This is a genomic window from Longibacter salinarum, from assembly GCF_002554795.1.
GTDB lineage: Bacteria > Bacteroidota > Rhodothermia > Rhodothermales > Salinibacteraceae > Longibacter > Longibacter salinarum.
The window spans coordinates 275040-297616 of the sequence record NZ_PDEQ01000003.1; the positions used below are offsets into that span (position 1 = coordinate 275040).

Here is a 22577-nt window from a genome sequence, read left to right on the forward strand (position 1 = left end):
TGATTGTGCTATCCCTCGTTTCTGCTTCGGGACAGAGGACTCATCGCATGACGTTTGCGGAGCCTGCCGGTCGCGTTTGTTCTAAAACCCGCCCGTGCCGCCTGCTGCACCTGCTGCCGACTGTCCGACCCGGGACCCGATGTCGCGGAAGACATTGCTGTTACCGCCTCGCGGAATATCGAGTCGGAGCAGGTTCGATAGCATGCCTTGATTGACTGCCAGGCTGAAGCTGTAGTACTGCCTCCGGCCGATGGGGGACCAGCCAAAAGATAGTGACCAGCAGCCGAGGTCGCGGCTGACGCTGAAGTTGGTCTGGCGCAACTTCATTTCGACGAGGTCCAGATTGCTGTCAACATTGATTCGCCACTTGGGTGTTGCAGCAACGCTCCCGCTGATGCGCGTGGACGCACGGCGCTCATAATCGACAAAGCGCTTTGAGAGCGAGTACGTCAGGTCCAAATTCAGCCGCCAGTTCGTGTCGAATTGCGGATAGCCTGTGTACGTCCGGTAGGCGGCGTACGGATCTACGCCTCGAAAGGAGCCGGTACCATTCGGTCCTCCTGATTGGTTCGGGCCCATCGACCGATTTCGACCCGGGGAGGCCCCATTGGGAGAGAGGCTCATGCTCATGCTGAGGCTCAGATCCGTAAATCGGAGTGGCTTCCACGGCGTATCGGCCGCCTCGTACCGATCGATGAGCTGATACCGCACGTCTTCTGATCCTGAGCCGGGGAGTCGCGTGAACTGGTACGGTGTCATCGTGACGCTCGACTGGATGTTAACCAGATCGGCAATCGTGGTCCTCGCATTGACGCGAACATCTGCAAGATTGAGGCTATCGGCGGCAAAGTTATACGAGGTTGACACATCCACATCCAGGAACTTGATGCGATTCTCCTGTTGTTCTCCGGTCGAGTCAACACGGACGCGCTTCGTTTCGAACTCGTTTCCCGCCCGAAAACTGATGGCTAACTGCTGGCTTCCCTGACCGACGAGCTGTCCCGTACGGATGTCATACAACTGATTCTCGCCTGTCCGGTCGTTCTTGACAGGTTGTCCGTCTAACCCTTTCAGCACGCGTGTCTGCCCCCAGAACGGGTTGTTGAAATTGGGTTGATAGTTGAGGCCGATGCTGGGCGACAGACGATGCAAGAGACCTTCGAAGCGGCCCGCTTTGAGGGGAAAGACGCCAAACACTTCTGTCGTCAGGTTGAGGCTCGTGCTGAACTCATTCTGACTGTAGAACCCTTGAACGTTCTGCGGAACGCTGACCGTGTCGATACTCGATTCATCGACATTGGGTGTAGACGGATCGTCTTCGGTTTCCTGCGTCTCGCGGACGAGGCGCTGTGTGTAGAGGTACCAGTTGGAATTGTAGCGTACGTTGGGCGTTACGTTGAGGTTGAACCGCGACACGCGATACGAGGCACTGACGGGGATGCTGTGCGACATTTCCGGATCGAGTGGCGTTTCGTTGTTGCCGGTCGCACGGCGGTACAGGTCCGGGTTGAACAGCGCGTCGTACCATTCTGCTTCGGCGGCGGTGGTGTCCCCTTCCGCCAGCAGATCTTCCTCGCGGCGCGGGTTGAACCGGTACTGGTTGTCAAACGACATGTCGTAACTGAGGGCGATCTTCTCGTACCACTGCGGTTCGTTCAGATTCTCCTCATTACGAAACGGCTTGAACTGACTCTGGGTGAAGTTGACCGTGGGAAGGCCGACAGTGGCGCTTCCGGTAGATAGTTGTTGGTTCTGCTGTGCGGAAATCGACAGGCTACGTCCCCCGTCTGGCCACTGCTTCCGGTATCGAATGGTCGAGCTAATTGTCTGGCGGACGGCGTCGTTTACGTTTCTCGCGTTGTCCTGGAGGTAATCACCAGACGTGACGAGGTTTACGTTTCCGTTTAACGAGGCTGTGGGGCTTAGTGTCTGCGAGTGCTGCCAGTTCAATCGGCCTTCTTGACGTCGGATCACGTCGGGGTCTTCCGATTCTCCGATGCGCTCGCGAAGGTATTCAAGGCTCAGGGTCCCGGAGTACCGGTATCGCTTCGTATAACGGAAGCGAGGCTGGATTTCGAAACTCCCCTGCGACCATAAACCGCCCCGCAAGGTCAGGTCGACGTAGTCGTTCATGGCGAAGTACCATCCCCAATTGCGCAGGTAGAGGCCGCGTTGATCCTGGCCGTACTCCGGAGGAAGCGGTCCGCTACGCCGCCCCTGCGTATTTGGAAGGAAGCCGAAGGGGAGCCAGAGCGGCGTTGGCACCTCAAAGAGGTACATTTGAATCGGCCCCGTATAGACCCACTTCCCCTTGATCTTCATGCGATCGGACCGAAGGGAATAAGAGGGCGTCTCGTCCGGTTCGCAGTCGCACGTGGTGTACGAGCCGTCCTCGATAAACAGCGTGCTGTCCTCGTACATTTTGACGGTCTGTCCGGTCACGAATCCGCTTTGCTGCTGCGCCTGTGTCTGGGCGCTCACGACGCGGCCACGACTTGTGGCCAGGTTGAAGGAGAGGCGCGAACCGGTAAAGGATTGTTCGGAGCCACGCTTGAACGATGGCGGCTCGAGCCGAAGACTGTCAGGTTGCTCTCGTTGCGGTTCGGGCCGGCCGATGACATTTCCGACACGCTGCTTGCGGCGAATCGTCTCGGGGGGGCGAGCCGGGGCCTCTACGCTATCAGGTGCAGCGCGCCGGCGACCGTAGGCGGTGACCTGGTCTTTGTCGAAGTTCATCTGCACGACGCGCGCGGTGAGCGTCGCGTCTTCGTACTTGATCTGCGAGTCGCCGAAGAGCGTGCCCGTATCGCCACTGTCCTCGTTGAAGGTGATGACGAGGGAGTCCCGGGACGTGAGCGTCACCGGCTTGTTTACGCCCTCGTTTCCGCCTGACGCGGACTCGCCCGTCTGCGGTCCATCGGGTCCAGTTCCGGGCGGCGTGCCCGCGAGAGTATCTGCATCCACGGAGTCTGTTCGAACCGTGTCTGCTTGGACGGTGTCGGCAGGCGGGGGCGTTGTGCGTGCCGTGTCTACCTCGGTTGTGTCCGATCGCAACGTATCGGCGGGCGCCTGATTCTGAGCCTGTGCGACGGGCGGCGTGCAGAGACACGCAGCGAGAGCACAGCTAACAAGGAGGGCGCGAACGAGCATCGGTCGAGAAGGGGCGGGTACAGCGGGGAACGCCGGGTTACAACGAAGCAACGACGGGACGATGAAACGGGAGGATTGGACGGTTTCGTATGTGGGCGCGCGGCGTCGTATGCCTCACCTCATCTATCCAGACTCCCGTGGTACCTGAAGATATGCAACCGAACTGAGAGCATTGAAGTCCACGTGGGAAGACGCGTTGGATTTGTGCGCTCGATGAGAGGGAGACGAACGTCAGTCGCCGACGTGCGCGTCGTCGCCCGCAAAGATCATCTGTGCTGCGCCCAGCAGGCCGACCTCATTTCCCATCTCCTCTCGTTCGATTCGGAGTCCCTCTCGGAGTGCTGTGGCTACGTAGCGGCGGAGCGCCTCCCGGGCGGAATCCAGAATGTAGTCTCCCGCCGCCGAAACGCCACCGCCAACGACAATGACACGGATGTCGAGAAGGTTGACGGCAGAGCCGAGGACGCAGCCCAACTTGTGACCGACCCAGGCGAAAATGTCGCGAGCAGCTGTATCACCGGCCTCCGCCGCATCGAACAACACCTTCGGGCTGAGGTCGCCCAAGTCCTCGCCGGCAAGATCGTAGACCTTGCTGTCCGGGTAATTGATGAGGTGATACCGTGCGTGCCGGGTCAGGAAGTTTTGGCCCGCGTACGCTTCGATTGCGCCGGCAACACCGGAATTGGCCACCGGGCCTTCATAGTCAATCGTCATGTGGCCGATTTCACCGGCAGCGCCCGTACTGCCGCGAAACATCCGGTTTTGATAAATGATCGCGCCACCGACGCCCGTCCCAAGCGTAGCCATGATGAACGAGTCGTGCGGCTGACCGGCCCCGTGGTAGGCAGAGCCAAGGGCGGCAACGTTGGCATCGTTCTCGACGATGACCGGACGTTCGCCAGCAACCTCTGAGAGTTCATCGCGCAAATTGACATGCTCCCAGCCCGGGAAGTTCGGAGGATTGCTGACGGTCGTTCGCTCCCAATTGATCGCTCCGGGAGAGCCGATGCCAACACCGACGACAGATCCTGGAGCTTCTTTTATCAGCTCTTCCACCGTTTCCACAATTCGAGCAACGACGCGGTCGGGGCCGGTCGCTGCTTCCGTCGGGTGTTGAACAGACGAAACAACGCCATCGTCACGATGGACGAGGGCGGCTTTGAGATTGGTGCCTCCAAGGTCGATGCCGACGGCAAATTCGCTCATGCGCGGGGGCGCGTCAAAATATTAGATTAGATAAAGCAACCGGCAGAACCGGACGAGTCTACTTCCGCTCGATGCGGTACACGGTTTCGCCCGGACGGATCATACCGTAGTCCTCTCTCGCAATTTGTTCGACGGTCTGATCCGACAGCGGCTCTGCGAGCTGCTCGCGGAGTTTTTCCGTCTCGCGCATCAAGCGCGCATTCTCCTGCGTGAGCTGCTCGAGTTCGGCATGCCATTGATACCGCTGTAGCAGGCTATGGCTGTCGAAAAACAGAATCCATAGCACGAGAAAGGCACCAGCGCCAACGAGCAACCAGCGGCGAAGGCTGGAAAGAGAAAGCGGAAAGGAGAGAGACATAGCCGTGCAGATGCTGCAGAAAAAACGCCCTGCGGCCACTTTGCGTTTGGCCGCAGGGTAGAAGTCGGTTAGGCCGATACGTGGAATGCATCGAGGCCGGGGTAACGTGCTGCTGTGCCCAGCTCTTCTTCTATACGGAGAAGCTGATTATATTTTGCGATCCGGTCGCTGCGGCTCGCCGATCCCGTTTTGATCTGTCCCGTACCGAGGGCAACGGCGAGATCCGCAATCGTTGTATCGGCTGTTTCACCGGATCGATGGCTTACGACGGCCGTGAAGTGGTGATCGTGCGCCCGCTGGATTGCGTCGATGGTCTCGGTAAGCGTCCCGATCTGGTTCGGTTTGATCAGGATGGAGTTCGCGCATCCCTCGTCAATACCACGCTGCAGGCGCGTCGTGTTGGTGACGAAGAGATCATCACCGACAAGCTGGACGCGGTCGCCGATGGCATCCGTAAGCTTGCGCCAGCCATCCCAATCGTCTTCGTCCATCGCATCTTCGATCGAAAGGATGGGGTAGCGATCGACCCAATCTGACCAGTAGGCAACCATGTCCTCTGCGGACCGCGGATTGTCGGGGTCACTTTTCCAGAAGACGTACTGACCGTCTTCATACATTTCCGCGGTGGCGGGGTCGAGGGCGATGAATACGTCCTCGCCTGCTGTGAATCCGGCTCGTTCCACAGCATCGAGAATGACCTCGATGGCCTCTTCGTTCGACCCCAGGTTCGGGGCGAATCCGCCCTCATCCCCGACGGCCGTGCCATAGCCACGATCGTGCAGAACCTTTTTGAGCGTGTGGAAGACCTCAGCCCCCATACGCAGTGCCTCCGCGAACGTATCTCCGCCGACGGGAGCAATCATGAACTCTTGCATGTCGACGCTATTGTCAGCGTGACGTCCGCCGTTGATGATATTCATCAGCGGGACGGGGAGCGTTCGAGCACCTGCTCCACCGAGATAGCGGAAGAGGGGGAGTCCAACGGTGGCCGCGGCCGCCTTTGCTGCTGCAAGGGAAACACCCAGCGTCGCGTTGGCTCCGAGGGCCGACTTGTTATCCGTACCGTCAATGTCAAGCAAGCGCTTATCGAGCGCGATCTGATTTAAGACGGACAGTCCGGCGATTTCAGAGGCTATCGTCGTGTTGACATTGGCAACCGCCGTGAGCACGCCCTTTCCCATGTATCGATCGGTATCGCCATCGCGAAGCTCGACGGCTTCGTACGCTCCAGTGGAGGCACCACTTGGAACAGCAGCGCGGCCGAGAACACCCTCGTCCGTAGTGACATCTACTTCGACGGTCGGATTCCCACGACTATCCAGGATTTGCCGGGCGGTAACACGTTGGATAGAGGCCATATGCGGAGCGTTTCTAGGTGGCAGAAGAGGATCAATACACGTGGAAGGTAAATACGGGATCGCCTCCTGAAAATACAAGCAGATCGGCTCTGATGCCCGGCTAACGAAGGGGTTTTCGTCGAACGCTCGTTTTCCCGGGTGTGCACCCGCCTTGTGCAACCGCTTTTTGCGCAGTCGACGTGCTTGCAGAGCCCGCCGACGACGGCAGTTTAGGCAGGACGCAGGCGGATTGGTTATGGTTGGTTTGAACAAAAAAACCGGCAGACCCCGAAGGATCTGCCGGTGACATCGGGCGAGTAGCACCCGGATGGTATGTTGCCTTAGGCCATTTTAGGCCGGGTCACGCACGGTGGTTGTCTCGTTGATCCACGAGTAGCAGCCATAATCGATACGGACGCTCTGGCCAACTTCCCACTCGTCGACGTAGAAAATGTCTTCCTGCGTCGGCATGTATTGGCTATAGGTCCGGATGTTATTGTTGGCCTGCTGCTCAAGTGACGGGTCAACTTGCTTGGCACGCTGGTACATGTCGAGAGCGAGCCAGTACACCGCTTTGTCTTTCCGGCTCATCTTGCTGCCGCCGCATTCGGAGACAGCGGAGACGTAGACATCGCCGATGGCCATGTACGCCTTACCAAAGTCCGACTGCGCGCTAATGGCCTTGCGGTAGTAGCGGCGGGCCTGCGGGAGATCGCCAGTACGACGCTTGGCGGTTCCCATGTTGAAGTAATCCGTCGCGTTGAGTTCGGCACCAGCCGCCATGGCCTTCTCGTATGTAGAGAATGCCTGGGTCGGGCGGCCGTCCGTCAACTGCATCTGGGCAATCGATCGGTACGTCTCGGCTGGCAGGTCACCCGCTTGCAGTAGCTTCTCCGCGAGCTGCGACGCCTCCTGAATGTAGCCCTGGTCGGTCAACGCCTTGAAGAGCTTCTTCTGCGTCTCCAGGTCGCCCGGATTGTTTTCGAGCTGCTTCTTCAGGAAGTCGATCTGCGCCTGCGGGTTCTTGCCGAAGATGTCTTCGCGGGCCGAGGAGAGGATTTTCTGTACATCCTCATCGCTTCCACGCTTTGCCTGGACTTTGTTCATAAACTCGAGCGCTTCGTTCTGCTTGTTTGCTTCGGCGTAGCGCTGGATCACCTGGTTGATGTAGTACGGGTCGATCCGGTCCGGAGCCAGCTCAAATGCTTTCTCATAATGGTATGGCGCGGACTTCAGGCCCTCAACCTCGCTAGGAACCATGTCTCCGTGCATCTGAAGGAACCGGCCTTTCTCGATTTCCCACTTGTACTTATCGTAGGACAATCCGGCCGCTTCCATTTTCTCAGGAGCGGTGCGAAGAATCGTTGCCGCAGTGTCGATGTAGGCGCGCTGCGTTGCCTGATCGTCTGTCTGTTCTGCAAGGCCCGCGTAGAGTTCGACGGCGCGCTCGAAGTTCCTGTCGTCATTCTTTGGGAAGCCAGGAGCATTGTCGAGAACCCACCGCAGGTCCGGGCGGGCATCTGCGTAGTTTTCGTTCTTCAGATTCTCGTAGTACAGGCTGTAGTGCATGGCCTTATCCTGCTGGCTTGGCCCATTGTCGCCTGACGACTGTGCCACGGCCGTAGCCGGGGCAAGCGTGGAGAACAGCAGCGTGGAGAACAGGACGGCTGCGGCTGTTTGCAGAATCCTCAACGAGTACGAGGCCGGGTGGGTGGATTGCATGCTCATATGTCTACTGTGGAAAACAGTCGGCAACTTAGGGTGTGTACTCCAGTGGACGCCCGGCGGTGGGTCCCAGCGTCCGAACGGAGGGGTTAGCGGAGCTTCGGTTTCGTGAACCAGCGCTCACCAATGCTGATAGCGAGCGATCCGCCGTAAAAAAGGTCCTGAACGAGGTCAGGCTCCGAGGTCCCTCGCGTTCCTACATGAAACGTTAGGTCAACACGCGTGCCAGGCACTGCTGTAGGGAAGCTAAATCCTCCTGTTGCTCCCATAACGTACACGTTGGTGCCGGGATCCGACGTGGTGTACTGCTGCTCCACGAAGGTACCGAGTCGATAACCGGTGCGTGCGAAGTAACTGCGGAACCGGTCGTCGCCCGCAGGAATGAACTCGGAGCCGGCGGAGAGACGCCAGCGATCGTTCAGGGTGCCTTCGCCGCCGAGCGGGAATTGCCCCAGCGACGAGGCGCTATTCTCAAACGTGGCGTCAAACGTGCTCCATGGTGCGTAGACGCCGTCGGCCACAAACTTCCAGCGTTGACCCATATGGTAGGCAACGCCCGCTTTGATCTCGTAGGGAAGCGACATCTCACCATCAGCGACTGCGACGGTGTCTGCGTCAAGACTCTCGTCAAGTGTTCTCGTGCGGTCACCGGACAGGGTGGCGGGGAGGGAAATGCTTGCTCCGAAGCCCAGTAGATCGTTTTCCTGGAAGACATCGGGAAAGGAAAATTGAGACCCGACGGTGCTTGTGACACCGCTGACGCGCGTCTGGACCGTGGAAACGCTCGGCGCAAGTGTACCGGCCGGAATATTGGGGAAGCGCGTTCGAACGGTATTCTTGATACTACCGAAGATGACGTCGACCGTTGCTCCCAGTCGGACGTTCTCCGTCACGCGCCCACCCAGTCCGCTACGAAACAGGTACAGTCCTCCTCGTCCTTCGTACGCCGTTTCGTAGGCCGCTTCGGTTACCTCATCCACACCGACGTCGACCGTTCCCTGGCGGAAGACTTCGTAATTGCTCGTGGAGTATGGCTGGAGGGCCAGTCCCACGCCGAGCCGCGAAGTGTACAGAGGAAAGCTGATCTGTAGCGCCTCAAGCGAGCCAGCGCCGAGGACAGCTGAATTGCCGCTCGGACCTTCCGTGTTGATCACGTTGACACGCAGGGCGCCGGTCGCCCGTGTATAAATCTGATCGGCCCAGAGCGCTGGGTTGGCCACCGGGTTGTAGTTCGTCGTTCGTAGTGCGAATGCTCCTTCGCCTAACGCCTCACTCTGGGGCGAGGAGAACGATTCCAACATGCCAATGCCATAGCGAGAATAGTAACTGCCATCCCCGGACGACTGGGCGGCGGCGGGGGCGACGGTCATGATGGCAAGCATCACCGTACAGACGAGCCGGTTCCAGTGAGGAGAATGAGTGGGAAGCGGTAAGCGCATCGAAAGGTATCAGGAGTCGTGAAAAGACGGTGTCGACGGCGCAGACAGTCACGCGTCGGCTGTCTGCCGGGGCAGAAACAACGAGGAGATCGCTATTCCTGTGGTACGACCGTTACCTGGAGTTGAGGATTGGGATTACTGGAGTTCTCAACGGGAGCAAAGAGGAGGAGAGGCGTGATCGTCGGCTCACCCGCTATCTGCTCCAGAATGTATTTATCGAAGAGAGGGGTGTCTTTCGCCGCACCATATTCTGCGGAAATGCTCTCTTCCACGAGCAATCGCATCTGGCTGTTCGGGCCACGTAGCGATGCGCTTGATGTGGCGAGATTGATCAAGCACGACGACTCAATCGTCGTTTGAAGCCCGAGTCCACGGCAGAGAGCAAGCTCACCGGTGTTGGTTACGTTGCGGCGGTCTTCGGCCACCTGAGCGCGCAAGAAGAGGCCTTCCGGGTCGGGGCGCACGAAGTTGGCAGGCGTCGACTGACTCACAGTTGTGCTGTCGATCGGAAGGTTGAGCTCGGCGCGGTTGACGGGAACGAGTCCGAGCGAGGCGAAGGGTTCGGCGCTGAAATCAAAGCTTGTGACGAGCCCGGTTCCGATACCGTCAAGAAGAAGTTTGCGTCCGGGCGGCGTGGAGGCCGTCGACGTGCGTTCGATGTGGGTAAACGACTTCGCGCCGGTGAACTCAATGGTATCCTGTGACGCCGAGTCCGGGCGGTAGGCAATTTCGAGGAAGCTGGATTCACGGTCAAAGCCGGTGACGCGGTTACCGGACTGTGTCGTTAGGACGAGCCCTTCAAAAAGTGCGTCATAGGCGTTATTCCCTGAGCTGGTTGAGAAGAAACGCGGGCCGTTCAAGTCAACCCAATTGCTCGGCAGGGGGACGGTCACGACCGTATCCTCCGCGGCAAGGTTGAAAGAGGTGAGGACGTTGCCGACCGAGATCCCCTCCTCATCTGCCGTCCACCCCGACTCAATTTCCATGTCGGCTTCGCGGACATCGATCGTCTGGACGCCCGTGGTATCACCATAGCGATATTCTGTCTGAAGCACGAGATTGATACCCTCGATGCTTTCGAAACCACCGATATTTGCAGGCTGCCGAAAATCGATGTGACCGCGTGTAGCGATCGTGCCCACGAGTGGGTCAGTAACCGTTCCGACGAGAATGCGGTGTCCGTTGGATGGAATGCTGTCTGGGCTCGTGGCGACCTGTGAAGTCACGTCGACGCTTGTGAAGGTGTCGAACGTGTCGGGCAGGGCACTGACGGCTGTCGGACGGCCATCAGCCAGAGAATCCGGGCCACCGACTCCGAGGCCCACAGTCGAAGAGTCGTCGCAGGCAGAGAGGCTGAGGAGCAACGCGCCGCTCAGCAAGGCGGCGAAGAGACAACGATACGTCATGAGCAAGGCAGAAAGCACCGTTTCGTGCAAAGGACAATGGGAGCGGCCACCCTACCCTCAGAATCATCTCGTTCAAGGGCGGCCTGCAGTCATCGACGACGCGTCTACGTGCTCGGCGAGAAGTTTGCGCCGCACACGACCGGTCGGGAGCGTTAAGTACGGGCCGTCGGTTGGGTATCGCGGCGTCTAGGTTCTAACGCGCGAGGCCGGGCAATTCGTATGCCCGTCGCGGAGGATCAGGACAGGTTGGGATTCCGGTAGGGCGCCGAAAGAGGACCGGATCTCAACAACCGCCGGAATCACGTGGTCTCTCGATTTGCACCGGATGCAAAAAGAGGGTAGAAAGGCCTAGACAGCCGAAAACCCCATCCGACGCAAGCGCCGATGGGGTTCGTCGGAACCACGCGTATGAATGCGACCCGTTCGCGCGCGGTTTCACGTACGTAAAAAGTTACGCAGGGACTTCACTCAGCATGTGGGTGTAGAGAGAAGCCAGCTGCTCTCCACGCTCTTCGTCCTCTTCGGTGAAGACTGACACGCCGTCTGCGGCTCCCATGCTCGGCGGGTTCACCACGAGGTCTGCATGGCGCGTTGCAAGCTCCGTCAGGGAGGCGGGCAGATTGTCGACATCGAGGCCGAGCGCATCCGCAACGGCGTCGGTGACGGTGGCCTGCTCGTCTAGTTCGTCTGGCGTGAAGACGACTTTCGTATCGGCGAGAAGCTCTTCGTCAGCAAACTCGGTTGCAAGCAGGAGCGGGACGAGACCGCTGATCCAGCCGAACGCGTGAATGACCTCGGGGCCCCAGCGCAGTTTGCAAACGGTCTCGATCACGGCGCGATTGAAGAACGCTGCGCGACGAGGGTTGTCCTCGAATGCGTCTCCGTCATCGTTGCGGTAGACGGCGTCGCGTCCGAAGTACTCCTCATGGTCCATGAAGTAAACCTGCACTCGCGTATCCGGGATCGAAGCAACTTTTACGGTCACCTCGTCCTCTTCGTCGCCCATTGGAACGGGAGTGCCGGACAGCCGGATCACTTCGTGGAGGTTGTTTTTCCGTTCGCTGATGGTCCCGTAGCGAGGCATCATCAGCCGGGCATCGTAATCTCCGACCTCTTGGAGAGCCTCAGGGAGGGTGCGCGTCAGTCCGGAGATCTCGGTAATTTCGGTGAAGGGGGCAACCTCTCCGGCGACGAACAGGATACGTGTGGAACGGGCCATGCTGGCGTAGTTTGTTGATGAATGAACGTTCGCGTGGAGTCGATGGCCCAGTGAGTCGGGCATCGCTCAAGCGGGAATATGGCGGAGCCGGGTCAGGCGGACTCGCGGACAGGTTGCGGACTCGCGGACAGGGTGCTGCGTCTCGTTGCGATAGGACGCATGCAGGAAGACCGGAAATGCCGCAATCGAGGGAGCGCTCAAGAGTCGTTCTTTCCGCGCCTAGCCATCGACGAATCGTGCGGCTGAGATCCAAATAATCGGCGGAAAACCGCAAGAACGTCGTCACAATGTAACAGACGCCGGCTGCAAATTCAATGTACACAGGACGTGCAGCGGCTCTATAGCATCAATCTAAGACGAAGGAGGGGGCGGCAGGCTGCGAGTTGGCGAATCGGGGTAGAGGCGCGAATGGCACCATCTCACATGACTGTCAGAAGATATCCGATGAGAGCACCGCCAAGCACGATGTATAGTGAGCTGAGTCGAAGGGCGAACACCGCGATCATGGCGAGAAGAAAAACGATCGCGTTCGGAAGGGAGGTGAGCGTCGCAAGTCCGAGTTCGGCTGAAACGACCGCCATGAGGGCAACGGCACTCACGTTGACGGCGTCCATGAACGAGGCGGACCAGATCGAATCCCTCAATCGGGGCACAATTGGGTTGAGCAGAGCCACAAAGATAAATGAGGGGAGGAAGATGCCGAGCGTTGCAACGGCGGCGCCTGCAAGGCTCATTTGAAGTCCCTGTTCGGCCATCACGACGAAGCCAATAAAGGTAGATGTCGTCAGTACGGGTCCCGGTGTGAATTGTCCGGCCGCGATGGCGTCGAGTAGTTGCTGTTGGGTCATCCATCCGTACTCGCCGACAACACTTCCCTCGAGGAATGCGACGAGAACATACCCGCTGCCATACAGAATCGCGCCCACTTTGAGGAAGAAGAGGAAGACATTTGTGAGCGTTGGTGACGTGGACTCCGATGAGAGGAGGGGCACGGGCGAGACCAGCAAGAACCACGACGCTCGACTAGTGCTCAACCGGTTCACGCCAACGAGTGCAAGCATGCCGATCACGCCGCCGGCGAGAAGTGACCATATTTCTCCCACGCCGAGAACGAGCAGTGCAGCCACACCGATAGCAATGGGCACGAGCTTCCAGCTCTTTAGTGCAGAGTCGCCGAGTCTCCAGAGAGCGCCGACGATGACGGCGAGAACCGCCGGCTTAATTCCGATAAGAAACGGCTCTACGTTCGGGAGCTGTCCATACTGAACGTATAGCCATGCGAGCGTGCCCGTGAGAACGGCCGCTGGAAAGATAAAGCATGCTCCGGTTGTGAAGAGGCCGGGCCACCCTCGCCGCTCGAACCCGACGTGCATGGTCATTTCCGTCGAGTTGGGACCCGGAATGAGATTCGTCGCACCGATCAGATCGAGAAAATGCTGGCGTGACATCCAGCCGCGGCGCTTGACGATTTCATCCTCCATCATGGCGATATGCGCTGCCGGACCGCCGAACGCAATTACACCCAGCTTGAAGAAGAGTCGGGCTAGTTCGACGAGAGAGGTTTCATCGGTGTCGGAGGTCGACGTATCGTTTGTCGAGTCCGACGCCCGAGCATCGGCTGGATCAGGGCCCGGAGAGGAGTCCGCCATGGGTGGGGCAATCGAAAGGGGAGATCAAGGAAAGACGCGCGTACACGATACGATGTGTGGATATGAATCGACAGTCGTGCCTGTTACCCTATAGAAATGCTCCTGCTCTCTGGAAACTACAGGTTAAGACGGAAGGTTTGATGACGTGATGTAGACGATGGGTCATGACCGTCTCTCGCGGCTTGCACGCCACCTCTCGACTTCTTCCGGCTCGCTATGGAAACCGACGCTTCGACGTATCAGATGAACGGCCACATCAATCCTGCACACGTCGACACAGACGTTCTAAAGGATCATGGCGTGCTCCTCTTCGACGGAGTCTGTAACCTCTGCAATGGGTTCGTCAACTTTGTCATCGACCACGACCCCGGTGCGTATTTTCGGATGGCCGCCCTGCAGTCGGAGGAGGCGAAGCCGTACGTCGAGGCTTTTTCGATCGACACAGACCGTGTCGACAGTGTCGTTTTGATCGAAGGCGGACGGGTCTATCGGAAGTCAACCGCGGCGCTTCGTGTAGCGCTCCATCTACCGGCTCCGTGGCCGCTAACCGCCGCGTTTCTCCTCGTCCCGCGGGCCCTGCGTGACTACATCTACGACGTGGTGGCGGAGAATAGATACCAGTGGTTCGGCCAACGCAACTCCTGTCGTATGCCGTCCCCGGATGTCGATCGGCATTTTCTGTAGTCGACCGTCGCACGTCAAGCGACAAGACATCGACCTTCCGCTTATTCCTCGTTTTCCTCCAGTAGCTCGAAGTAGCGTTTGATTAGCCGCTCGTAGTCCGGAGCGTATCCGCTATCGAGTGCCCGGATAAGGTCGCGGCGGAGTTGCTCGATCTCTTCCTGTGGAGTGAGGTCCGCCGGAGAACGACGCTCGTAATCCCCGGGCTCTCGGCCTTCGCGCCGGTCATCTTTGCCCTGTTTGCGGAGAGAGCGCTGAGCGTTCAGAAGCCGCGTCAAAATCTGTTGTTGGCGTTCAACCGTCCGGCTGTTCTGCTGCCCACGCTGGAGCTCGCGGATGGTCTCTTCCATTTGTTCGGCAATCCGGTCGAGATCTCCAAGCACCTGGTTGCGCATCCCGTTCTCTTTGCCGAGTTCGTCCAGCTTCTTTTTGATCTCCGCCTGTTGACGAGCCATCTGCTGCAGCCGCTCCTTCTGGTCGACGGACAGACGGTTGCCCTGCATGTCGTTGAGGAATTGCTGGACTTGACGGTTGAGCTTCTGCTGCTGGCCTGACATCTGCTGCATTTGCTGAAGCATCTGCTGCATCGATTGACCGCCGCCTCCGCCCTGCGCGTTCTGCATCTGTTTGAGCAGATCCGCTAGGAGGAGCGCGAGTTCGTTCAGATGCGTCATGGATGCCTTCTGCGTACTGCTGGCCTGCGCGGCGTTACGTTCCGTCAGGGCCTCAGTTGCACGGTTCATTTCTCGCAATGCATCACCGCTTTCCTTCTGGACGACCCGCTTCATCTGCGGAATTTGCTTCGCCAGGGCCTGAATCGAGTCACTAACTGAAAGAAGACCGGACTTGAGCTGCTCCTGGTTTGGTGCATACGTGCGCAGGGTCGGGCTGTCTGCAGACAATTCGCGGACCGTTCCTCGCAGCGATTCCTGCCGCTCGGACAGCCGGAGTGTCGCTTGGAGCGCACGGTGGATGCCGGCGATGTTCATCTGTTGCTTCTGTCCGCTCATGCCCTGCTTCATTTGCTGCATCTGCTGGGACATCTGCTGCAACTGCTGCTGCATCTGCTGCTGACCCGACTGAGCGTCCTGAAGCTGGTCCTTGCGGAGTTGCTGGCTGTTCTGCTTCATCTGCTCCGGCATGTCTTGCTGCTTCAGACGCTGCTGCATCTGGCGCATCTGTTCGTTCGGCGCCTGCGGCGAGGACTGCATCTGCTCGGACAGCTCCTGCATCTCTTTCATGAGCTCCTGCATGCGCTCCCGCGCCCGGTCCTGCTCTCGCGCCAGGTCTTCGTTGGCACCGGCCTTCTGCTCCCCCGATTCGTCCGATGGCGTATTCTGATCGTTCGCCTGCTGGTTCTCCGATCCCTTCTCCTCTGACTGCTCAGACGGATTGCCCTCGCTCTGCTGCCCAGCATCTTCCTGTGAGGCGGCCTCCTGGTTTTCCGGGGAAGACGCTTCGTCCGGGGCGTTTTCATCCGCGCGTTCCGCGTCATCCTGTGGATCCGTGTCCTGCTCGTCCGCCTGCTCGTTCATACGCTCAGACGTCTTTTCAGAGAGCTTCTGCTCCGTCTGGCCGAGTTCGTCCAGGCGCCGCGAAAGCTCCTCCATTTTCTGGGACCGACGGAGTTGCTTAAAGAGTTCGAGGGTCCGATCGAGGCGCTGGCGATACTGCTCCTCGTTGAACTCGAAGTCTTCCATCGCCTTCTGCATTTGCCGGAGGTCGAGGTTTTCCATCGACTCCTGCATCTGCTTCAGGGCGTCCATCAGCTCCGGCGAGTTGATCTCTTCGATAACGCGCTGGAGCTCTTCGAACTTCTGCGCCGTCTCGGGACTTGTCAGGTTTTCCTCCTGCATCTGGCGCGTCATGTCCTCGACTTTCTTCGCCAGGTCGCTCACGCTCTTCTCGACCGACTCCTGCTGCTTCTTGAGGCGTTCGAGCTGCCGGCGGTCTTCCCAGCTGGCGTCTTGCTTCCGTCGGACTTCGTCACGGAGTTCGTTAAACTGGCGCTTTACATCGGAGGCTTCTTCGCGCAGGTTTTCGATGTCGGACGCCGTCTCCTCCTGCGTCTCGTCGAGGTCGCGGTATTTTTCAGTTAGGGAGGCCAGGCGCAGGCGCTGGGTTCCGGTGCGGCTGCTCTTGGCTCCCGCGAAGCCGTCGTTGTCCCAGACTTCAACGTAATACTCGACGACATCGCCGGGAACGAGGTCGAGGCCCGACTCCTGGGCGAGCAGCCAGTCATGCGTGGTGACCTGGTCGACCTGTCGGGGATTCTCGAGAGGCAATTCGATCGAGGAAAACTCCTTTTGTCCTTCTCCGAAGCGCTGCTCGGCGAGACGATAATGAAGTCTCAGTTTCGAGAAGCCGAAGTCGTCTCGCATGCGGAGGCGCAGGGAGGCAACCAGGTCTTCCTCGAGCTTGGCATCTGGTTCTGGCGCCAGAAACGCGATCGATGGTCGAGCGTCCGGGCGCGTGGAGATGCGGTACCGAATTGGATCGCGGTTAGCAACGCCGTTAGCGCTGTGGAGAACGATGTGGTATTGCCCGTCACCGGTGATCGGAAACTGACCGGTAACGGATCGATCGGCGACATTGAGCGAGATCGTGGAGCTGTCCTCGAATACGACAGCCGCAGAATCAAGCTCTGGGCCAGCGACGTCCGCCTGCAGCCGGACCGTGCTCCCGGGAAGTCCCGTCACGTCGCCCACGTTCGCATCGATTGCTCGCTCCGGTAGGCCCGTGTATCGCGGCGGTTGTACGCGAAGCTGGAGGCCTCGCACAAGGGGGCGCGCTTCGACATCGGCGCGGAACCACCCCGTTTCGACTCGCCCGGCCGTGATACGATAATCGATATCTTCCCGGACGCTCGCCAGCGTATGACGGAAAATGCCGGCGGTATCGGCGCGCAGCGTAATGGTGGATGATGGTGCATCCGTCGTGGGACGAAGGTCGAGTTGCAGTTCGTCCGGCACATCGCCCGCAGCTCGAACCGAGATCGACAACGAGTCACCACGGATGAGGCGGACGTCGCCGGGATACACATCGACGGTAAAGGGCGCCGGGCGCTGGAATGTCGTGCCGGGTGCAAGAAGGCGCTGCGAGGCGCCGAGGAACGTGGATGGCGCGACGAGGAGGAACGCGAGTACGCCGACGATCGGGAGCGATGCCATGCGTGCCGCCTTACGGGCCTCCGCAAAATCCTCCGTTTGCTCGAACGGCACGGTTTGCACGTCCTCGCTGAGGCGGCGGACAGCGGCATCCACCATTGCGTCGGGCGCGTGAGAGCGGCTTCCCCCCGCGAGTTGCAGCAGGTTCAAGAGACGGTCGGACACCTCCGGGTAGCGTTCGCCCACCGTTCGAGCGACCGATTCCTCAGATGGCTGCGACCAGAGGCCAATGAGTTGGGCGACCGGTCGGGCAAGGAAGACGGCCGATACGCCGAGAACGAGAAGCGCTGTGACGCCGGTGAGAACGGTTCGCGGTCCCTGGTTGAGCCAGAAGCCGGCTTCGACGGCCGTGGCAATGAGCCAGATCGCGGCTGCCACGCCGAGGACGACACTCGCGCCCCGGACGACCTGCGCCAGGGTGATGCGACGGAGCGTGTCGCGGAGCCGGGCGCGAAGATGTTCGACGAGTTGGGCCGTTTGCTCGCTCATGTGGGTCGGGCGCGGTCCTGCAGACGAGAGGGATCTGAATCGCTACTTGGTACTTTCGGGGAGGAAGGGGTGTTTCTAACGAACACGAACGGATCTTCATCTCTCCCTTCGTACGGGGCCGGTGATTTTTGTCGGCGCCAGTGGCGGTGGGGCAAACCCAAACGGAAAAAGAGCGTATTCTATGACAACTTGCGACTGCACTCAAAAAATCACGCACTGTCATGCTACTCGTAAATGTGGGAGCTCACACAATCAATGTTGAGCAGGCGCTCGCTTTCCACGACGATGGTGACACCGTGGAGATCATTTTTGCCTCAGATGGAGAAGAGGATGAGCGGTATACGATTGAGCTTGATGGCAAGCAGGCGGAGCGAATGCGTGCGTGGCTCGATCGGAATGCAGAGGGGGTGCGTGGGAACGAGCGCGCGGGTTTTCACATCGAAAGCGAGCACTAATCTCGACTCCCTCTCGGTGTGGTGAAAAAGGAAAAAAGATGCCTCGTCGGCATGTGATCCAGCCCGTCCGAGAGCTATACTTACTCTGTTTCCAACCTGTGTCCGACGATCGGAAGCCTACCCGGCCGTCTGATACACGTCTCATCCTTTCGTCGTCGAAGACCCGGACATTATGACCGTTCGTTCGTTCCGCCTCGTCCCCGTTCTGTTGCTCATCCTCGTCGTGACGGGATGCCGTACCTACGGAGACTATGGTACGGAAGCCGAGCTACAGGAGCAGATCGCAAAGATCACCAGTGACTTTGCAGACAATCTCGCGCGAACCGAAGCTGATCTTCAGGTTCTAGAGCGGGCCGCTGCCGATCGCGGGGACCTCGCGCCTCTGGTCGAGCGCTTCAAGAGCAACCTCGAATCCCACCGCGAGCTTCTGGCCCATCACCGCGACATTGCCGAGCGTCTCTCGGACTCCGGAAACTACCGGGCCCTCCACCGCAATTATGGTGCGATCACGACGGAGCAGCGCATGATGCGACAAGGATACAACCAGACGATTCGTCGGATTCAGACGGTCGTTAGCGGCGATGCATCGTTCGAACTGAAGCCGCTGCCCTTGCGGAGCTTCTACTTCGTCGAGCCGCTCGAGTACGTCCGGATGGAGAACCCGCGTCAGATTACCATGGAGGAAGCGCTGAACCTGTAATTGGGCACCGTGTGGTGCCATTTCCTCCGATTGCGCCAAGCCTGGAGTAGACCTCGCCCGGTGCCTCGCCGATTTGACTCGGACGGTTCCGGGCGTCTCTCTTTCGCCACCCCAAAACGATCCTTCGTCGACGCAAGTGTGTCCGTGCGACCTTGTCCTCACAATTCGGCTCACGTATCCGGCTGGTGCACATCGCTCCTGTTGGCAGCGCTGACGCTCGTCGTTCTTGTCGTGGGCGGCTGCGAGGACGGACCGTCTCCCGACACGCATCCGGGTGAGTTTTCAAGCCTGCTGCGTGTCGTGGCGGCCGATGCCAGTACGCAGGGCGACTCAACGGCTCTCTATCTGCGAAATGACGAGAACCCGCAGCTTCGGACCCGAATGCTTGCGTTGCGGATCGACTTCGTCCGCTATGATCGCCGGGCGGGCCTCGTCTGCATGTGGCGAGGGGGCGGAATGAGCAGGGCGGGCGGGTACGCCCATCCTTTGCCCGCGACGACGCCGGTGCCGATCGACTCCGTGGGGGAGGCATGTTATCGCACCGGTCCGTGTACGGAGGTGCGCATCGATAGCAACTGGACGCAGTGGACCTGTCCGTGACGGCGCCGAGCCGCTCGGGCCCGGACAGGGACGGCAACAACGCCCGGTCGCCGTACTTCCGTCACTTCGGCTCCACCTTCCGTGCGGGAGCATAGCTCTGTGCAACCGGTCGAGCGGCGAAGAGACGTTTGGCCGTCTGCCACGCTCCGCTAAACAGGTCGCTGTTGCGGTATGCGTCGAGAGCACCCTGGCTTTCCCAGTGGCTGTACGTCGTGCAGATGTTGGGATACCGAGCATCGCGCCACAACTCCAGGTGCGTGCAGCCCGGAAAGGATCGTATGCGCGGAGACACGTCGTCGAAGTGATCAATGAAATCGTCCACCGTATCCGGGTGGAAGGTCATTCGGACGATGCGAACGAGCGGCTCAGCGTCTGGCATAACGAGGGAGGTCCGATACGCGGTGTAAAAATGAGGGCGACCGGTGCGTCGTGCTCATGCACGGTCATCTTGAAACGTACAAATCCTTGCGCCGACAATGTAGCATCATCGCGGCTTGGCGGAATCTCCATTCGCCGTTTTTCCCTCTCGGTGGGAGAGAGGGCGCGAGAGCAGGTGGCGACCGATGTCGCATTGAAGGCATCCCCCGCTCGAGCAATAGTTGCGAAAGAGCTCGTGCATTCCCTGAGCTTCCGATGCCGATCGTGCCCGCGTGCCGAGGTCGCGAAAGCGTCGGATGACAGAGTCGCGCTTGGCGGGGAGCAGATCGAGCAGGCCTCGTGCATGATCTTCGTGATTGTCGCCGTCGCCGGTCTCGTATTCCGCCAGTGCGAGCAGGAGGGGAGCGACGGCGTTTACGATCAACGTGTCGATCCGTGAGCGACCGAGCGCAGCCGAATGTTCTTTCGTGCGTGCCGTGAGGCGATAATGCGTTCGCCAGAAGGAGGTCGGTGTGGCCGTAAGGAGATTGCGGATGGTTGGGATGGCACGTTCTGTACACGCTGCTTCGCGAAGACGGTCGACCGGGGATGTAGAGAACAGACCGCTCTCGCCGAACCAGGCGGCTGCCTGCGCGATTCGCAGCGGCGGAAGGTTGTTTGGGCGGAGCCGAAACGACGTCCATGCGGTAGGCTTCATGATGGGGACGGGCCGGTGTGCGTGGAGCCGGGCGAAGCGGGCACGGAGGTTCATGACCGCGTCTGCCGTCTCCCGGTCTGACGTCAGAAGTTTGCTCGGCTCTGGGAGCAGTCCGGCGATCCCGAGTAGCAACGCTTCCCGGTCTGTTGGATCCGAGATGTCGCGGAGGACGGAGGGAGGGGTTCGCCGCGCAAGATCCATCATTGGCGACGTATTTTTGGCGTAGCCGAGTCCGGCAAACAGGCGCTCGTGCAGCACGGTCGCGGGAGGCGTTCCCGTGCGAAGCCGCTCTCGAAGATGTTTAGCGCGGCGATAAAGGCGCTTTCGGCCGAGGGTGTCAATCCAAGTGCGCCGGATGCGTTTGGGTACGTCGTCCCACTGTGGAGCACACACCAGGTCGTCCCGGTCGCGCCGGTAGAAGGAGCGAAGCAAGGAACGAAGCGGACGCCTAAGGCGCGGGGCCAGGATAATCTCCGGGATGATCGAACCATCGCTTCGCGGAAGCGAACCGGTGTGGAGATCTGGATGGAGCGTGACATGCAGGACGACGCGGTCGTACCTCGGATCCTCATCGTGACCATGATCGAGCCAGGATCTTGACGTGACGTGGATTTCCACATCCCCGTACCAGTCGATGCCGTCGATCTGGATGTGGGCGTGGGAAAAGTCGGGGCCGGCATCGGTGTTCAGCTGACCCGGATCCAGCACGCGAACCGGTGCACCGCTCGTTTCTGTCAGATCGGTGCGGTCAAATCGTTGTGCGTCCCAGAGATCCTGGACGAGCGCCTCGGGAACGGAGGCGCCGTCCGGAGCAGGCTCATGCACCTCGACACGGTCTGTCGCAAAGCGAGGTTCATGAACACGCGAGAGTCGTCGATCGGGTACGCGGAGCATGGGGTACAGGCAGCGAGAAGATTCTCAGGACCGTCTACCTGTAAGACCCATCCAGAACCAATCGCATAACGTCATCCTTCGCGACCTTTCATTTGTGCAGCGCGATGCCTCAAGCTCAGGCGCCAGCATCGCCGTTTAGCACGTCGCGAAGACTTTTCGCTGCTCGCGCCGCGGCATCGGCATAGTCTTCGTCTTCAGACGCGTAAATGACGCTGCGACTGCTATTTACGACGACGAGGCCTTCGTCTGTTGCTGCTGCGTTCATGACGGCGGTCGGGTCGCCGCCCTGTGATCCGACGCCAGGCACGAGAAATGGGAGCGTCGGGCACGCCTGCCGCAGCTCGCGGAGGGCCTCCGGCGACGTGGCTCCGGCAACGAGGCCTGCTGTTCCCGCATGATCGTCGTTCCACTCATTCACGAGCTTCGCCGTCCGGAGATACAACGGCTCATCGTCGCACACGCAGGCTTCCTGAAAGTCGCGTGCGCCCGGGTTCGATGTGCGGGCCAGGACAAAGGCGCATGTATCCTCTTTTTCCAGAAACGGGGTTACGCTGTCCCGTCCCATATACGGAGCCACAGTAATCGCGTCGCAGTGCATGTGATCAAAGACTGCCGTTGCGTAAAAGCGCGCTGAATTGCCGATGTCGCCGCGCTTTGCGTCGCCGATGATGATGCAGTTCTCTGGAATGATCGATGCTGTGTGTTCGAGCACCGTAGCGCCCTCGGGGCCCAGCGCTTCGAAAAAAGCAAAGTTGAGCTTGAATGCGCACGCGTACTCTGCTGTCGCCTCTACGATCTCGTAGCAGAACTTCGCGACCGCATCGGCGGGAGCGTCGGCTCCGGACAACGGAGACGGCAAACGGCTCGGATCCGGGTCGAGACCTACACAGACAGCAGAATTCTTCGATTGCTGAATGGCGCGCAGTCGGTCGACAAATGCGTCGGGCATAACGGGGCGGGCTGGCAGGTGAAGGGCTGACGGAGATGCGTGCGGGACGGAATCACCGAAAGTGTACAGCCGATAAGC

The 22577-nt window shown here is 59.6% G+C and carries 17 protein-coding genes; 4 read left to right on the forward strand and 13 right to left on the reverse strand.

From position 1 onward, the window contains the following. Positions 1-81 precede the first annotated feature (81 nt). The 9 genes from CRI94_RS07485 to chrA form a co-directional block, all read right to left on the reverse strand. Positions 82-3150, reverse strand: a complete 3069-nt coding sequence (locus CRI94_RS07485) for a putative LPS assembly protein LptD (protein ID WP_098075055.1) — start codon at positions 3148-3150, stop codon at positions 82-84. Between the two features lie 231 nt (positions 3151-3381). Then, positions 3382-4356, reverse strand: coding sequence for an ROK family protein (locus tag CRI94_RS07490; protein WP_098075056.1), 975 nt, complete (start codon positions 4354-4356; stop codon positions 3382-3384). A 58-nt stretch (positions 4357-4414) separates the two neighbouring features. Next, the gene (locus CRI94_RS07495) at positions 4415-4714 is read right to left on the reverse strand and encodes an FtsB family cell division protein (RefSeq protein WP_098075057.1); all 300 of its coding nucleotides are present in this window, start codon (positions 4712-4714) and stop codon (positions 4415-4417) included. Positions 4715-4782: 68 nt separating this feature from the next. After that, positions 4783-6072, reverse strand: coding sequence for a phosphopyruvate hydratase (eno, locus tag CRI94_RS07500; RefSeq protein WP_098075058.1), 1290 nt, complete (start codon positions 6070-6072; stop codon positions 4783-4785). Between the two features lie 330 nt (positions 6073-6402). Beyond that, positions 6403-7779 (reverse strand): tetratricopeptide repeat protein, encoded by a 1377-nt coding sequence (locus CRI94_RS07505; protein ID WP_245846112.1) that lies wholly within the window; start codon positions 7777-7779, stop codon positions 6403-6405. Between the two features lie 86 nt (positions 7780-7865). Beyond that, on the reverse strand, positions 7866-9146 hold the full coding sequence (locus CRI94_RS07510; RefSeq protein ID WP_143815333.1) for a hypothetical protein: 1281 nt from the start codon (positions 9144-9146) through the stop codon (positions 7866-7868). A 161-nt stretch (positions 9147-9307) separates the two neighbouring features. Then, the gene (locus tag CRI94_RS07515; protein WP_143815334.1) at positions 9308-10621 is read right to left on the reverse strand and encodes a DUF4270 family protein; all 1314 of its coding nucleotides are present in this window, start codon (positions 10619-10621) and stop codon (positions 9308-9310) included. A 451-nt stretch (positions 10622-11072) separates the two neighbouring features. After that, on the reverse strand, positions 11073-11840 hold the full coding sequence (locus CRI94_RS07520; protein WP_098075061.1) for a glycogen/starch synthase: 768 nt from the start codon (positions 11838-11840) through the stop codon (positions 11073-11075). Positions 11841-12259: 419 nt separating this feature from the next. Further along, on the reverse strand, positions 12260-13489 hold the full coding sequence (chrA, locus tag CRI94_RS07525; RefSeq protein WP_098075062.1) for a chromate efflux transporter: 1230 nt from the start codon (positions 13487-13489) through the stop codon (positions 12260-12262). Positions 13490-13732: 243 nt separating this feature from the next. Here chrA and CRI94_RS07530 point away from each other — a divergent pair, with 243 nt between their 5' ends. Further along, positions 13733-14173 (forward strand): thiol-disulfide oxidoreductase DCC family protein, encoded by a 441-nt coding sequence (locus CRI94_RS07530; protein ID WP_098075251.1) that lies wholly within the window; start codon positions 13733-13735, stop codon positions 14171-14173. Between the two features lie 41 nt (positions 14174-14214). Here the strand turns inward: CRI94_RS07530 and CRI94_RS07535 are convergent, their stop codons facing one another. Next, entirely contained in the window at positions 14215-17826 is a 3612-nt protein-coding gene (locus CRI94_RS07535; protein WP_098075063.1) for a DUF4175 family protein, read from the reverse strand. 221 nt (positions 17827-18047) lie between these two features. Here CRI94_RS07535 and CRI94_RS07540 point away from each other — a divergent pair, with 221 nt between their 5' ends. The 3 genes from CRI94_RS07540 to CRI94_RS07550 all read left to right on the forward strand — a co-directional run bounded on the left by CRI94_RS07540 (position 18048) and on the right by CRI94_RS07550 (position 19581). After that, positions 18048-18281 (forward strand): hypothetical protein, encoded by a 234-nt coding sequence (locus CRI94_RS07540; protein WP_098075064.1) that lies wholly within the window; start codon positions 18048-18050, stop codon positions 18279-18281. 172 nt (positions 18282-18453) lie between these two features. After that, positions 18454-18981 (forward strand): hypothetical protein, encoded by a 528-nt coding sequence (locus tag CRI94_RS07545; RefSeq protein WP_098075065.1) that lies wholly within the window; start codon positions 18454-18456, stop codon positions 18979-18981. Positions 18982-19125: 144 nt separating this feature from the next. Beyond that, a complete protein-coding gene (locus tag CRI94_RS07550; RefSeq protein WP_143815335.1) occupies positions 19126-19581 on the forward strand; it encodes a hypothetical protein in 456 nt (151 codons plus the stop codon). A gap of 61 nt (positions 19582-19642) precedes the next feature. Here the strand turns inward: CRI94_RS07550 and CRI94_RS07555 are convergent, their stop codons facing one another. The 3 genes from CRI94_RS07555 to pyrF all read right to left on the reverse strand — a co-directional run bounded on the left by CRI94_RS07555 (position 19643) and on the right by pyrF (position 22499). Then, positions 19643-19960, reverse strand: coding sequence for a putative quinol monooxygenase (locus CRI94_RS07555; protein ID WP_098075067.1), 318 nt, complete (start codon positions 19958-19960; stop codon positions 19643-19645). 105 nt (positions 19961-20065) lie between these two features. After that, positions 20066-21550, reverse strand: a complete 1485-nt coding sequence (locus tag CRI94_RS07560; RefSeq protein WP_098075068.1) for a DUF2851 family protein — start codon at positions 21548-21550, stop codon at positions 20066-20068. A gap of 115 nt (positions 21551-21665) precedes the next feature. Next, the gene (gene pyrF / locus CRI94_RS07565; protein ID WP_098075069.1) at positions 21666-22499 is read right to left on the reverse strand and encodes an orotidine-5'-phosphate decarboxylase; all 834 of its coding nucleotides are present in this window, start codon (positions 22497-22499) and stop codon (positions 21666-21668) included. Positions 22500-22577 lie beyond the last annotated feature (78 nt).

Bases quoted from the DNA above. Each gene is read 5' to 3' on its own strand.
- CRI94_RS07485 (WP_098075055.1), bottom strand. From the start codon at position 3,150: ATGCTCGTTCGCGCCCTCCTTGTTAGCTGTGCTCTCGCTGCGTGTCTC.
- CRI94_RS07490 (WP_098075056.1), bottom strand. From the start codon at position 4,356: ATGAGCGAATTTGCCGTCGGCATCGACCTTGGAGGCACCAATCTCAAA.
- CRI94_RS07495 (WP_098075057.1), bottom strand. From the start codon at position 4,714: ATGTCTCTCTCCTTTCCGCTTTCTCTTTCCAGCCTTCGCCGCTGGTTG.
- eno (WP_098075058.1), bottom strand. From the start codon at position 6,072: ATGGCCTCTATCCAACGTGTTACCGCCCGGCAAATCCTGGATAGTCGT.
- CRI94_RS07505 (WP_245846112.1), bottom strand. From the start codon at position 7,779: ATGAGCATGCAATCCACCCACCCGGCCTCGTACTCGTTGAGGATTCTG.
- CRI94_RS07510 (WP_143815333.1), bottom strand. From the start codon at position 9,146: ATGACCGTCGCCCCCGCCGCCGCCCAGTCGTCCGGGGATGGCAGTTAC.
- CRI94_RS07515 (WP_143815334.1), bottom strand. From the start codon at position 10,621: ATGACGTATCGTTGTCTCTTCGCCGCCTTGCTGAGCGGCGCGTTGCTC.
- CRI94_RS07520 (WP_098075061.1), bottom strand. From the start codon at position 11,840: ATGGCCCGTTCCACACGTATCCTGTTCGTCGCCGGAGAGGTTGCCCCC.
- chrA (WP_098075062.1), bottom strand. From the start codon at position 13,489: ATGGCGGACTCCTCTCCGGGCCCTGATCCAGCCGATGCTCGGGCGTCG.
- CRI94_RS07530 (WP_098075251.1), top strand. From the start codon at position 13,733: ATGAACGGCCACATCAATCCTGCACACGTCGACACAGACGTTCTAAAG.
- CRI94_RS07535 (WP_098075063.1), bottom strand. From the start codon at position 17,826: ATGAGCGAGCAAACGGCCCAACTCGTCGAACATCTTCGCGCCCGGCTC.
- CRI94_RS07540 (WP_098075064.1), top strand. From the start codon at position 18,048: ATGCTACTCGTAAATGTGGGAGCTCACACAATCAATGTTGAGCAGGCG.
- CRI94_RS07545 (WP_098075065.1), top strand. From the start codon at position 18,454: ATGACCGTTCGTTCGTTCCGCCTCGTCCCCGTTCTGTTGCTCATCCTC.
- CRI94_RS07555 (WP_098075067.1), bottom strand. From the start codon at position 19,960: ATGCCAGACGCTGAGCCGCTCGTTCGCATCGTCCGAATGACCTTCCAC.
- CRI94_RS07560 (WP_098075068.1), bottom strand. From the start codon at position 21,550: ATGCTCCGCGTACCCGATCGACGACTCTCGCGTGTTCATGAACCTCGC.
- pyrF (WP_098075069.1), bottom strand. From the start codon at position 22,499: ATGCCCGACGCATTTGTCGACCGACTGCGCGCCATTCAGCAATCGAAG.